Origin of the sequence: Pseudomonas putida (assembly GCF_028682475.1) — a bacterium.
In the GTDB taxonomy this organism is placed as follows: domain Bacteria; phylum Pseudomonadota; class Gammaproteobacteria; order Pseudomonadales; family Pseudomonadaceae; genus Aquipseudomonas; species Aquipseudomonas putida_AG.
The window spans coordinates 40,682-52,900 of record NZ_JANHLE010000002.1 but is presented as its reverse complement, the minus strand read 5'-3'; the positions used below and the strand labels follow the sequence as shown (position 1 = coordinate 52,900).

General features: G+C 61.5%; 13 protein-coding genes. 4 read left to right on the top strand and 9 right to left on the bottom strand.

Features of this window, described 5'->3' with window-relative positions; genetic code table 11:
• Positions 1-51 precede the first annotated feature (51 nt).
• The 6 genes from NPS47_RS02315 to NPS47_RS02290 form a co-directional block, all read right to left on the bottom strand.
• On the bottom strand, positions 52-699 hold the full coding sequence (locus NPS47_RS02315; RefSeq protein ID WP_274293511.1) for an O-methyltransferase: 648 nt from the start codon (positions 697-699) through the stop codon (positions 52-54).
• Positions 700-715: 16 nt separating this feature from the next.
• Positions 716-1,249 (bottom strand): C40 family peptidase, encoded by a 534-nt coding sequence (locus tag NPS47_RS02310; protein ID WP_274293510.1) that lies wholly within the window; start codon positions 1,247-1,249, stop codon positions 716-718.
• Positions 1,250-1,383: 134 nt separating this feature from the next.
• Positions 1,384-2,016 (bottom strand): C40 family peptidase, encoded by a 633-nt coding sequence (locus NPS47_RS02305; protein ID WP_157191514.1) that lies wholly within the window; start codon positions 2,014-2,016, stop codon positions 1,384-1,386.
• A gap of 115 nt (positions 2,017-2,131) precedes the next feature.
• Positions 2,132-2,836, bottom strand: coding sequence for a DnaA regulatory inactivator Hda (hda, locus tag NPS47_RS02300; protein ID WP_038608127.1), 705 nt, complete (start codon positions 2,834-2,836; stop codon positions 2,132-2,134).
• A 157-nt stretch (positions 2,837-2,993) separates the two neighbouring features.
• On the bottom strand, positions 2,994-4,067 hold the full coding sequence (locus NPS47_RS02295; protein WP_274293509.1) for an AI-2E family transporter: 1,074 nt from the start codon (positions 4,065-4,067) through the stop codon (positions 2,994-2,996).
• Positions 4,068-4,092: 25 nt separating this feature from the next.
• A complete protein-coding gene (locus NPS47_RS02290) occupies positions 4,093-5,142 on the bottom strand; it encodes a DUF2066 domain-containing protein (protein WP_274293508.1) in 1,050 nt (349 codons plus the stop codon).
• 345 nt (positions 5,143-5,487) lie between these two features.
• Here NPS47_RS02290 and purM point away from each other — a divergent pair, with 345 nt between their 5' ends.
• The 4 genes from purM to NPS47_RS02270 all read left to right on the top strand — a co-directional run bounded on the left by purM (position 5,488) and on the right by NPS47_RS02270 (position 8,363).
• Positions 5,488-6,546, top strand: coding sequence for a phosphoribosylformylglycinamidine cyclo-ligase (gene purM / locus NPS47_RS02285; RefSeq protein WP_274293507.1), 1,059 nt, complete (start codon positions 5,488-5,490; stop codon positions 6,544-6,546).
• Positions 6,546-7,199 carry a phosphoribosylglycinamide formyltransferase gene (gene purN / locus NPS47_RS02280; protein ID WP_274293506.1) on the top strand — a complete coding sequence of 218 codons (654 nt, stop codon included), beginning with the start codon at positions 6,546-6,548 and terminating at the stop codon, positions 7,197-7,199. Before purM ends, purN begins: the two co-directional genes overlap by 1 nt.
• Positions 7,200-7,207: 8 nt before the next feature.
• Positions 7,208-7,918 carry a DUF3108 domain-containing protein gene (locus tag NPS47_RS02275; RefSeq protein WP_274293505.1) on the top strand — a complete coding sequence of 237 codons (711 nt, stop codon included), beginning with the start codon at positions 7,208-7,210 and terminating at the stop codon, positions 7,916-7,918.
• A gap of 262 nt (positions 7,919-8,180) precedes the next feature.
• Positions 8,181-8,363 (top strand): hypothetical protein, encoded by a 183-nt coding sequence (locus NPS47_RS02270; RefSeq protein WP_274293504.1) that lies wholly within the window; start codon positions 8,181-8,183, stop codon positions 8,361-8,363.
• A gap of 46 nt (positions 8,364-8,409) precedes the next feature.
• Here the strand turns inward: NPS47_RS02270 and NPS47_RS02265 are convergent, their stop codons facing one another.
• From NPS47_RS02265 to relA, 3 genes are all read right to left on the bottom strand, one after another.
• The gene (locus tag NPS47_RS02265) at positions 8,410-8,949 is read right to left on the bottom strand and encodes a DUF2058 domain-containing protein (RefSeq protein WP_274293503.1); all 540 of its coding nucleotides are present in this window, start codon (positions 8,947-8,949) and stop codon (positions 8,410-8,412) included.
• Positions 8,950-8,974: 25 nt separating this feature from the next.
• Positions 8,975-9,805 (bottom strand): nucleoside triphosphate pyrophosphohydrolase, encoded by an 831-nt coding sequence (gene mazG / locus NPS47_RS02260; RefSeq protein WP_274293714.1) that lies wholly within the window; start codon positions 9,803-9,805, stop codon positions 8,975-8,977.
• 105 nt (positions 9,806-9,910) lie between these two features.
• Positions 9,911-12,151, bottom strand: a complete 2,241-nt coding sequence (relA, locus tag NPS47_RS02255; RefSeq protein WP_038608100.1) for a GTP diphosphokinase — start codon at positions 12,149-12,151, stop codon at positions 9,911-9,913.
• Between the last annotated feature and the right edge of the window lie 68 nt (positions 12,152-12,219).

The window sequence follows — 12,219 nt, the reverse complement described above, 5'->3', positions numbered from 1 at the left end:
CCGCTCCCACAGCGGGATATGCAACCTGTGGGAGCGGGCTTGCCCCGCGATTCAACGCTTACGACACAGCGTCAGACCATCCCCCAAGGGCAGCATCGACAAATCCACCCGCGGATCATCCTTGAGCCCCAGGTTCAATGCCTGAATCGCGCGCGTATCGTCACTGTCAGGCTGCGCCTGCAACACCCGCCCGCTCCACAGGGTGTTGTCGAACAACAGCAACCCACCGGCGCGCAACAAACGCAGGGCCTCTTCCAGGTAGCGCGGGTAGTTGGCCTTGTCGGCATCAATGAAGATCAGGTCATAACGGTCTGACGGCAATGTCGCCAAGGTCTGCAAGGCGGGCGCCAGGCGCAGTTCGATACGCTCCGCCACCCCGGCCTCCTGCCAATAGCGCCAGGCAATCGCGTTGTAACTACCTTCAAGATCGCAGCACAACAACTGGCCCTGCTCCATGGCCTGGGCCATGCACAGCGCACTGTATCCGGTGAAGGTACCGATTTCGATCACCCGCTGCGCGCCGATCAAACGTACCAGCAACGCCAGCAACTGGCCCTGCTCCGGCGCCACCTGCCAGCGCGCCTCGGGCAGCGTCTGGGTTTCGGCGCGCAAGCGGGCCAGCAATGGCGTCTCACGCAGAGAAACCGCTTGCAGGTAGTGGTAGAGCGCATCGTCGAGGTAGAGCGTTTGTGCCGTCATCGCCTACCTCGCAAGGTCAGGGGTTACGCGCCAGGTGAGTCGGGGCCAGGACCCGCTTGGCATTGAGGTAGGTTTTGTTCCAGTAGCTGTTGGACAGGTAGTCCAGACGCACGGTTCCACCCGCAGACGGGGCATGCACGAAGCGGCCTTCGCCGACGTAGATGCCGGCGTGGCTGACCTGCGAGCCACCGTTGGTGGCAAAGAACACCAGATCCCCGGACTGCAACGCCCCACGGTCGATAGTAGGCGCGCGAACGCCGATCATTTCACGGGTGGTGCGCGGCAAGGCAATGCCGGCCGCATCGCGATAGACGTAACCGATCAGGCCACTGCAATCAAAACCCGAGTCCGGTGTATTGCCACCCCAACGATAAGGCGTACCGACCAGGCCCAGGGCACGGAACAGCACATCTTCGGCAACCGGAGAGAAATACACCTGAGGCGCCATGACGACGGGTTCGACCACCTTCGGCGGGGTCGGGGCATGACTGGAGCAGGCACCGAGCAGTGCCAGCAGGGAAAGTAGAGCGAAGCGCGCCTTCATCGCCATGGTCAGAACATCCTGTCTGAAGCCGTCCGGCGCTGAGCCGGAAAATAGTTGAGAATTTAGATTAGACGCTTTCTGTAAACACGCACGGCGACGCGCTTTTCAGCTACGTCGCCGTGATACCGCAAGGCCGATGATCAGTTGCGCGAGATGGTCGTCGCGGTCGGTGCCATGGCCAGTGCGCGTTTGGCTTCGATAAAGGTCTTGCTCCAGTAGCGATCACCGAGCTTGTCGATGCGCACGCCACCGCTGCGGCGGCTGCTGGAGTGGATGAACTGATCGTCGCCCAGGTAGATCCCGGCGTGACTGACACGACCGCGACCATTGGTGCTGAAGAACAGCAGGTCACCCGGCTTGAGGTTGTTACGAGCAACCAGCGGGGCTTTTACGTTGATCATTTCGCGGGTGGAGCGCGGCAGATTCAGGCCGGCCTCTTCGCGGAACAGGTAACCGATGAAACCGCTGCAATCAAAGCCGGTGTTCTCCGAGGTACCACCGAAACGGTAACGGGTACCGATCAGCGACATTCCGCGTTCGAGAATGTTGTCGGCCAGGGCTGGCAACTGGTATGGCTTGCTGCTGGCGAAATCCTGAAGTTCTTCTTCGGTGGCCAGCTCTTCCTCGAACACCGACGAGGTGGAGGACTTGCTCAAAACCTGAGCGGAAACCGGTTGTTGAACCTGCTGCTGCGAAACAGGGCTATGCGCTGCGCAGCCAAAAAGCAGGGTCACAAGTGCGAGGGGCACGAGGGGTGCGAAGCGATTTAGCATGGGCACGACCGTGTCTTGGATTTAAAGAAGTCGAAACTATGCCTTCTATCGCATCGATTTGCAAATTCAATCGAAAAAAATGTGACTTTTACGTGCCGAGGCTCTAGCCCCTGCCTTACCAGCCTAAAGTTTCTTTCAGAAACGGGATGGTGAGCTTGCGTTGAGCTTGCAAAGACGCCTGATCGAGGCGCTCGAGCAGGTCGAACAAGGCACTCATGCTGCGCGTACCACGGGTGAGGATGAAGTGCCCGACCTCGTCGGACAGTTGCAGGCCACGGCGCGAGGCACGCAGTTGCAAGGCGCGCAGCTTGTCTTCGTCAGACAGGGCGCGCATCTGGAAGATCAGCGCCAGGGTCAGGCGCGACTTGAGGTCTGCCAGCTTGATCGGCAGCTCTCGCGGCGAACTGGACGCCGCCAGCAACAAGCGCCGACCGCTGTCGCGCAGGCGGTTGAACAGGTGGAACATGGCCTCTTCCCACTCCGGCTTGCCGGCAATCACATGCAGGTCGTCGAGGCAGACCAGTTCGTACTGTTCGAGGTTATCCAGCAGCTCGACGCCGCGGTCGAGCAGTTGCGCCAGCGGCAGGTAGACAGCGGGTTCACCCAACTGCTCGAAACGCAGGCAGGCGGCTTGCAGCAGATGAGTACGCCCGACGCCCTGCTTGCCCCAGAGATAGATCAGGCTTTCAGTCCAGCCGGCGTCGGCTTCGCAGAGTCGCTCGACGTAGCCCAATGCGGCGGCGTTGGCACCCGGGTAGTAGTTGATGAAGGTGGCGTCGTCACGCAGACGCACACCCAAGGGCAACTGGATCGGTTTCATGCTGGCTGGGCAGTTCCGAAGAACCACAAGGGGCCTTTTGTGAAAAGTCTGCAAAGTCTATACCCGTGGCGCCGGTCGCACAATCAGTGAGGACCACAAGTAAAATCAAAGGCTTGCATTGACACCCGGGAATCAGTGCAAGCCTTTGGCCGTCAAGCTAGAGATCCGGGTCGATCTCACCGCCATACATGTCCGACTCTTTATAGAGGTCATGGACGTGACGCAGCAGCACCATGATCACCGCCGCCATCGGCAGGGCCAGCAGAACGCCGGTGAATCCGAACAGCTCACCGCCGGCGAGAATGGCGAAAATCACCGCCACCGGGTGCAGGCCGATGCGGTCACCCACCAGCAATGGCGTCAGGACCATGCCCTCCAGTGCCTGGCCGACCATGAACACCGCTGCAATCGCCAGCAGCGGGTAAGGATCGCCGCCAAACTGGAACAAGCCGGCAACCATCGCCGCGCCGATACCAATAATGAAGCCCATGTACGGCACGATGGCCGCCAGACCTGCCAGCAGGCCAATCAACAAGCCGAGCTCAAGACCGACCAGCATCAGACCCGAGGCATAGATCACCCCAAGTGCGAGCATCACCATCAACTGGCCACGGACGAACGCGCCCAGCACTTCGTGGCATTCCCCGGCCAGCGCCACCGCCCGCTCCTCGCGCTGGCGCGGCAGCAGGCTGCGGATCTTGGCCATCATCAGGTCCCAATCGCGCAGCAGGTAGAAGCTCACCACCGGGATCAGCACCAGGTTGGCCAGCCAGCCCAGCAGCGCCAGCCCGGAAGCGGTGGCCTGGGACAGGATGATCCCGACGATGTCGGTGGTCTGGCCCATGTGACCACTGATGGCCGCCTTGATCTTGTCGAACTTCCAGAAACCTTCGGCCAGGCCAAGGCGTGTCTGCACCCAGGGCAAGGCGTCATGTTGCAACCAGTCAAGCATCTGCGGCGCCAGCTCGTAGAGGCGCACCAGCTGCTTGGCCAGCATCGGCACCAGCACCAGCAACAGCAGGGTCAACAACAGGGTGAACAAGGTGAATACCAGCACCACGCCCCAGGTGCGGGACAAGCCGGCACGTTCCAGGCGATCAACCAGCGGGTCCAGCAGGTAGGCCAGCAGGATGCCCACCAGAAACGGCGACAGAATCGGGTGCAGCCAGTACAGCAACGCGGCGCACAGCAAAGTTACGCCGAGCCATACCCAGCGACGTATATCAGTCATGAACGGCTCCAGGCCAGGTCAGGGATTACCAACGAAAACGCAGGCCATTGAACGGTTGTGCCGCAACGGTCTGGGTCGCACCCGGGCTGGCCGGATCAACAGCCGGTTGCGGTGCCGGTGTTTCGGCTGGCAGCTCCTGCAGCTTGGCCAGGCCCAGTTGGGCGCGCAGCTGATCGCTGTTGCCAGTGACCTGGTAGATCAGGGTATCGCCTTCAACCTGTTTCAGGTGCGCGCCATAGGGCTCCAGGACCCGGCCCAGCTCGGCATAACGTGCCAGGTTCATGCCCTGGACCTGCACCTGCATTTCACTGCTGGCACCGGGGCGGGTCACAAAACGCGGCGCCAGGCGGTTGCTGACTGCCAGCATCACGGCGTCAGCCAGTGCGGCCTGGTCGCCAGCTTCAACCTTGCCCTGCTCGCGCTGCTCCCCCAGCCACAGGCGCCAGGTGCCTTGCCACTTGCCATCGGCTTCGCTGGCATGCACCGCCAGCAGGGCATCGGCGCCATAGCGCTCGGAAGCCTCGCGCAGCGGCGCAGGGTCGGCGCCTTCAAGATTTTTCGCGGTGGCCACCAATTGCTCATTGAGGTCGGCCAGCGGCAGGCGCAATGGCAGGCCACGGTGCTGGGCGGCATGACGCAGTGGCGCGGCGCTGTTCTGGCCGTCGCCGACCAGGCTTGCGCCTTCGATACTGTCGTTCAACCACCAGCCAAGGATCGAAGGCCGGTTGTTACCCCACAGCGCCAGCCCCGCCTGGCGCAAGGTGCGCTCGGTGCTGCCCGGATCGAAGTCGACCAGCACGGTTTCCGGTGGCCCGGCCTCGAAGCCGAACTGACTGATGATCTGTTGCGGATCCTTGCGCAGTGCGGCCAGGGCCGGGCTCTGCGCCGCCTTGGGGTCGCCGGTCAGGCGCAGCACGAGGGTTTCAAGGGCTTTGCCGGTGGCCTGCGTGCGGGCTTCGGCGCCCTGGCCGTCGACCGGCTCACGAACCTGATAGAGGCCGGAAAGGGTTTCGGCCTGAGCCGACAGACCCAGCAAGGCAAGACAGCCAACGGCCAGGTAATTACGCAAACGCATGGAGGATTCCTGTCCTGGTAATAAAGAAGCGATGCTTATAAACAGATGCCGGTATGACCGCAGCACCCGGCAAAACATTCAGCCAGCGCGGTCAATTTCATCTCATCGCCTTTGCTATACCTTATACAGCCTGGGCCCTGGCAACCAGTGAGACACTGTTAAAGGCTATTTTTTTAGCTGATCTGGGCTCTGCCCGTCGGCCTGAGGATGGCCGCTACCGGGCAACCCTGATAAAATCGCGCGCCTTCGCAGACCGGCGACGGTCAGGCAACCGGATTACCCTCCGCCTTGCCTGGCAGGTCACGGTCGATTCCCCTGAATCCCTCCCCCCTAAAGGCCTGGATCATGAGCAAGCAACCCTCCCTGAGCTACAAGGACGCCGGTGTAGACATCGACGCCGGTGAAGCATTGGTCGAACGCATCAAAGGCGTTGCCAAGCGCACGGCGCGCCCGGAAGTCATGGGCGGCCTGGGCGGTTTTGGCGCCCTCTGTGAAATCCCGGCCGGCTACAAACAACCGGTTCTGGTCTCCGGCACCGACGGCGTCGGCACCAAGCTGCGCCTGGCACTGAACCTGAACAAGCACGACAGCATCGGCCAGGATCTGGTCGCCATGTGCGTCAACGACCTGGTGGTGTGCGGCGCCGAGCCGCTGTTCTTCCTCGACTACTACGCCACCGGCAAGCTCAACGTTGACGTTGCCGCGACCGTGGTGACCGGCATCGGCGCTGGCTGCGAACTGGCTGGCTGCTCCCTGGTCGGCGGTGAAACCGCTGAAATGCCTGGCATGTACGAAGGCGATGACTACGACCTGGCCGGCTTCTGCGTTGGCGTGGTGGAAAAAGCCGAGATCATCGACGGCTCCAAGGTTGCCACCGGCGACGCGCTGATCGCCCTGCCGTCTTCCGGCCCGCACTCCAACGGCTATTCGCTGATCCGCAAGATCATCGAAGTGTCCGGTGCCGACATCGAAAACACCCAGCTCGACGGCACGCCGCTGACCGAACTGCTGATGGCCCCGACCCGCATCTACGTCAAGCCGCTGCTCAAGCTGATCAAGGACACCGGCGCGGTCAAGGCCATGGCCCACATCACCGGTGGCGGCCTGCTCGACAACATCCCGCGCGTCCTGCCAAAAGGCGCCCAGGCGGTCGTTGATGTCGCCAGCTGGAACCGCCCTGCCGTCTTCGACTGGCTGCAACAGCAAGGCAACGTTGACGAGCACGAAATGCACCGCGTACTGAACTGCGGCGTCGGCATGGTCATCTGCGTGGCCCAGGACCAGGTCGAGATCGCCCTGAGCAACCTGCGTGATTCCGGCGAGCAGCCATGGGTCATCGGCCAGATCGGCGTTGCTGCCGAAGGCGCTGCCCAGGTCGAGCTGAAGAACGTCAAGGCGCACTGATGCCAGGCAAGTCTTGTGATGTCGTGGTGCTGCTGTCCGGCACCGGCAGTAATCTGCAAGCCTTGATCGACAGCGTCCGCACCGGCGATAGCCCGGTGCGGATCCGCGCGGTCATTTCCAATCGCGCCGATGCCTATGGCCTGCAGCGCGCCCGTGATGCCGGCATCGACACCGCTGTGCTCGACCACAAAGCCTTCGAGGGCCGCGAGGCCTTCGACGCGGCACTGGTCGAGCTGATCGATGGTTACCAGCCGCAGTTGGTGGTGCTGGCCGGTTTCATGCGCATCCTCAGTGCCGGCTTCGTCCGTCACTATCAAGGTCGTCTGCTGAACATTCATCCGTCGCTGCTGCCCAAATACAAGGGCCTGCACACCCATCAACGCGCTCTCGAGGCGGGCGACAAGGAGCATGGCTGCAGCGTGCACTTCGTCACCGAGGAACTCGACGGCGGACCGCTGGTCGTACAGGCAGTGATACCGGTAGAGTTGGATGACACGCCAGAACGTCTGGCGCAACGGGTTCACAGCCAGGAACACCAGATTTACCCGCTGGCGGTGCGCTGGTTCGCCGAAGGCCGTTTGCGCCTTGGTGAGCACGGTGCTCTACTGGATGGCCAGCCCCTGGCGGCCAGCGGCCACTTGATTCGATCCTAGGAGATACTATGCGTCGCGCCCTGCTCTTCGCTCTTGCCGTGCTCGCACTGCCGCTTCAGGCAGCGGATCTTAAGCCTTTCTCGGCCAGCTACACCGCCGACTGGAAGCAGTTGCCCATGAGCGGCACCGCCGAGCGCAGCCTGGAAAAGAATGCCAACGGTACCTGGAGCCTGAACTTCAAGGCATCGATGATGATCGCCAGCCTGACCGAGCAAAGCACCCTGCGTCTGGACAAGGACACCCTGCTGCCTCAGACCTACCACTTCGAACGTGGTGGCCTGGGTAAAGCCAAGAAAGTCGACCTGGACTTTGACTGGAGCAGCAAGAAGATCACCGGCTCAGACCGCGGTGACGCAGTCAACCTGCCACTCAACCGTGGCGTGCTGGACAAGTCCACCTATCAGCTGGCCCTGCAGCATGACGTCGCGGCCGGCAAAAAGAGCGTGAGCTACCAGGTGGTTGATGGTGACGAGATCGATACCTATGACTTCCGCGTCCTGGGCACCGAAAAAGTCACCACCAAGACCGGCCAGGTCGATGCCATCAAGGTCGAGCGCGTACGCGATCCGAGCCAGAGCAAGCGCATCACCGAGCTGTGGTTCGCCAAGGACTGGGATTATCTGCTGGTACAACTGCGTCAGGTCGAGACTGACGGCAAGGAGTACGTGATCGTGCTGCAGGATGGTACGGTCGACGGCAAGGCGGTCAAGGGCAACTGATTGCCTGACAGCTGGTTACATCCGAAACCCCGCCTTGTGCGGGGTTTCTTTTTATGGGGAACACCCCCGGTAGGAGCGGGCTTGCCCCGCGATTGCGAGCTGTCAGTCACATCGCATCGCGGGGCAAGCCCGCTCCCACAGGTAGTCCCGTTACCGACATGAAAGATGTTTCATGGGCCAAGCATTTACTTAGCCAGCTAACAAATTCTATAAAAGAGGCCTGCGACACGGTGCCGCAGTTAACTGAAAGTGGAGTTTGCAGATGACTGTCAAAGTAACTGAGCGCGACGAAAACAAGATGTCTTATGAAACCCTGGCTGCAGGCCTGCGCATCTGGGATGTGCATCAGCAGGATGAACTGGTGGGCATGTTCCACAACGAACATGAAGCCCACAATTACCGCATCGAACTGGAATTCCTCGAAAGCAGACAGCAACAGCAATAGTCCACTGCAGAAAACACAAACCCCGCCGAAGCGGGGTTTGTCGTTGTTACCACATCAGATCGTCAGGGATCACGTAGGCGGCGTACGGATCATCGGCATCCGGTTCTTCCACCTGGGTGTTGAGCAGGACGATACGCTTGGGATCGCGCTCCTGGATCTTCAGGGCCGCTTCCCGCGGGATCACTTCATAACCGCCGCCATGGGCGACGATCGCCAGCGAGCCACTGCTCAGTTTGCTGCGCATCAGGGCATTGACCGACAGGCGCTTGACCTTCTTGTCGTCGACGAAGTTGTAGTAGTCCTCGGTGGTCAGCTTGGGCAGGCGCGAAACCTCGATCAATTGCTTGACCTGGGCGGCACGGGCCTTCTGCTCGGCTTTCTCCTGCTGCTGGCGGTTGAGCTCCTGGTCGCGCTTGGCTTTTTCCGCCATGGCTTCCTTGGCCAGCCGCTGCTGGCTATCGTCGACTTCGACCTGGCCTTTGTGTTCCAGGCGCTTCTGTTTCTTCTGTTCTTTACTGACCTGCTTGACCTGCTTCTGGTTGACCAGACCGGCTTTGAGCAATTGGTCGCGAAGGGAAAGGCTCATTGTTCACTCACTTATGTGCTTCAGCTCAGCCGCAGCTGGGCAGGTTCTTTTCCTGACGTTTGGCTTCGCCCCACAGCGCATCCATGTCTTCCAGGGTGCAATCTTCAATCGGACGCCCACTCTCGCGCAATGCCTGCTCGATAAATCGGAAACGTCGTTCAAACTTTTGGTTGGCGCCGCGCAGGGCGTTTTCCGGGTCGACCTTCAGATGCCGGGCCAGGTTGACCGTGGCAAACAGCAGATCACCCACTTCCTCGGCCAGCGCTGCACTGTCATTGTCGGCCATGGCCTCGAGCACTTCATCGAGTTCTTCGCGCACCTTGTCCAGCACCGGCAAGGCGTCCGGCCAGTCGAACCCGACCTTGGCCGTGCGTTTTTGCAGCTTGGCGGCTCGCGACAGGGCTGGCAAGGCTGCCGGTACGTCATCGAGCAGCGACAGCTGTTCGGGCACGCCCTTCTCGGCCCGCTCCTGAGCCTTGATTTCTTCCCAGCGCTGCTTGACCTGGGCCTCGTCGAGCTTTGGTGTATCCAGCGGCGCGTACAGCTCACCGGTGGGGAACACGTGCGGATGGCGGCGGATCAGCTTGCGGGTAATGCTGTCGATCACCCCGGCAAACTCGAAACGGCCTTCTTCGCGGGCCAGCTGGCTGTAATAGACCACCTGGAACAGCAGGTCACCCAACTCACCCTGCAAGTGTTCAAAGTCGCTGCGCTCGATGGCGTCGGCCACTTCGTAGGCTTCTTCGAGGGTGTAGGGAATGATCGTCGCGTAGGTCTGCTTGAGGTCCCACGGGCAGCCAAACTGCGGGTCGCGCAGGCGGGCCATGAGGTGGAGCAGGTCGTCCAGGGTATACATCATGTGATCTCTGTTCAGGCAGGCCCGGCCTCATCGCTGGCAAGGCCAGCTCCCACAGGAGGTTGCTGTACCCTGTGGGAGCTGGCCTTGCCAGCGATGAGGACCTCAAGGCGTACGGTTACGCCGCGTCTCAATAATGTTCGGTAACTGCGAGATTCTGCCCAGCAGACGCCCAAGGGCGTCCAGGCCAGGAATCTCGATGGTCAGCGACATCAGTGCGGTGTTGTCTTCCTTGTTCGAGCGGGTGTTGACCGCCAGCACGTTGATCCGCTCGTTGAGCAGCACCTGGGAGACGTCACGCAGCAACCCCGGACGGTCGTAGGCACGGATGATGATATCCACCGGGTAGGTCTGTACCGGCACCGGCCCCCAGCTGACCTGGATGATCCGCTCCGGCTCGCGCCCGGCCAGTTGCAGTACCGAAGCACAATCCTGGCGGTGAATGGTCACCCCGCGGCCCACGGTGATGTAGCCGACAATCGCATCGCCCGGCAACGGCTGGCAGCAGCCGGCCATTTGCGTGAGCAGGTTGCCGACACCCTGGATCTGGATATCACCACGCTTGCCCGGTTTGTAACCGGTGGCCTTGCGCGGCACCAGTTCGACGTGTTCACTGCGCTCTGGCTCGACCAGTTGTTGCGCGGCGTTGACCAGATGGGCCAGGCGCAAGTCGCCCGCCCCGAGGGAGGCGAACATGTCCTCGGCGGCCCTGAGGTTGGCTTTTTCAGCCAGCCGCTCAAAGTCCACCTGGGGCAGTCCCAGCCGGTTGAGTTCACGTTCCAGCAGGGTCTTGCCGGCCGCGACGTTCTGATCGCGCGCCTGCAGCTTGAACCAGTGAACGATCTTGGCCCGTGCCCGCGACGTGGTGACATAGCCCAGGTTCGAGTTCAGCCAGTCACGGCTCGGGTTGCCGTGCTTGCTGGTGATGATCTCGACCTGCTCACCGGTCTGCAGGCTGTAGTTGAGCGGCACGATCCGCCCGTTGATCTTCGCGCCACGGCAGTTGTGACCGATTTCGGTATGCACGCGGTAGGCGAAGTCCAGCGGCGTGGCGCCTTTGGGCAGATCGATGGCGTGGCCGTCGGGGGTGAAGACATAGACCCGGTCGGGCTCGATATCGACGCGCAGCTGTTCGGCCAGGCCACCGATATCACCCAGCTCTTCATGCCATTCCAGCACCTGACGCAACCAGGAGATCTTCTCCTCGTAATGGTTGGAGCTGGATTTGACGTCTGTACCCTTGTAGCGCCAGTGCGCGCAGACGCCGAGCTCGGCCTCTTCGTGCATGGCGTGGGTACGGATCTGCACCTCGAGGACCTTGCCCTCGGGGCCGATCACCGCGGTGTGCAAGGAGCGGTAGCCGTTTTCCTTGGGGTTGGCGATATAGTCGTCGAATTCTTTCGGGATGTGCCGCCACAAGGTGTGGACGATCCCCAGCGCGGTATAGCAATCGCGCATCTCCGGCACCAGCACGCGCACTGCGCGCACGTCATAGATCTGGCTGAACTCCAGACCTTTGCGCTGCATTTTGCGCCAGATCGAATAGATGTGCTTGGCCCGGCCACTGATGTCGGCCTTGACCCCGGTGGCCAGCAGCTCGTTCTGCAGCTGGTTCATCACATCGCTGATAAACCGTTCACGGTCCAGGCGCCGCTCATGCAGCAGCTTGGCGATCTGCTTGTACTGGTCCGGCTCCAGGTAGCGGAAGGACAGGTCTTCCAGCTCCCACTTGATATGACCGATACCCAGGCGATGCGCCAACGGCGCGTAGATATCGAAGACCTCGCGGGCAACGCGGTTGCGTTTCTCGTCGTCGGCGCCTTTGACCGCGCGAATGGCGCAGGTGCGCTCGGCCAGCTTGATCAGCGCCACACGGACGTCATCGACCATGGCCACGAGCATTTTGCGCAGGTTCTCGACCTGCGCCTGGGAGCCCAGCACCAGCGACTGGCGAGGGCTGAGACTGGCGCTGATGGCGGCCATGCGCAGCACACCGTCGATCAGCTTGGACACCACCGGGCCAAAGCGCTGGCCGACTTCGGCCAGGGTCACCTTGCCTTCGCGCACGGCACGGTAGATCACCGCCGCGACCAGCGAGTCCTGGTCGAGCTTGAGGTCGGCGAGGATTTCGGCGATTTCCAGGCCGGCCTGGAAACTCGAGGTCCCGTCGGCCCAGGAATGCTTGGCCGGGTTGCCCTTTTTCTCGATCTCCTGGGCGAACTCGCAAGCCTCTTTAAGGGCTTCACGGTCCAGCGCCAGGTCGACGCTCACCACATGATCCAGCCATGCTTCGAGATTGATACTGCCGTCGGTGTTGACCGGCTGGTGCACTCTCACCTGTACCATCTTTGTTTACCTTTCCCTACAGCGCATTCGCGATGCGCTTGATATCTCTGGTGCTGCCCCTGCCGGAC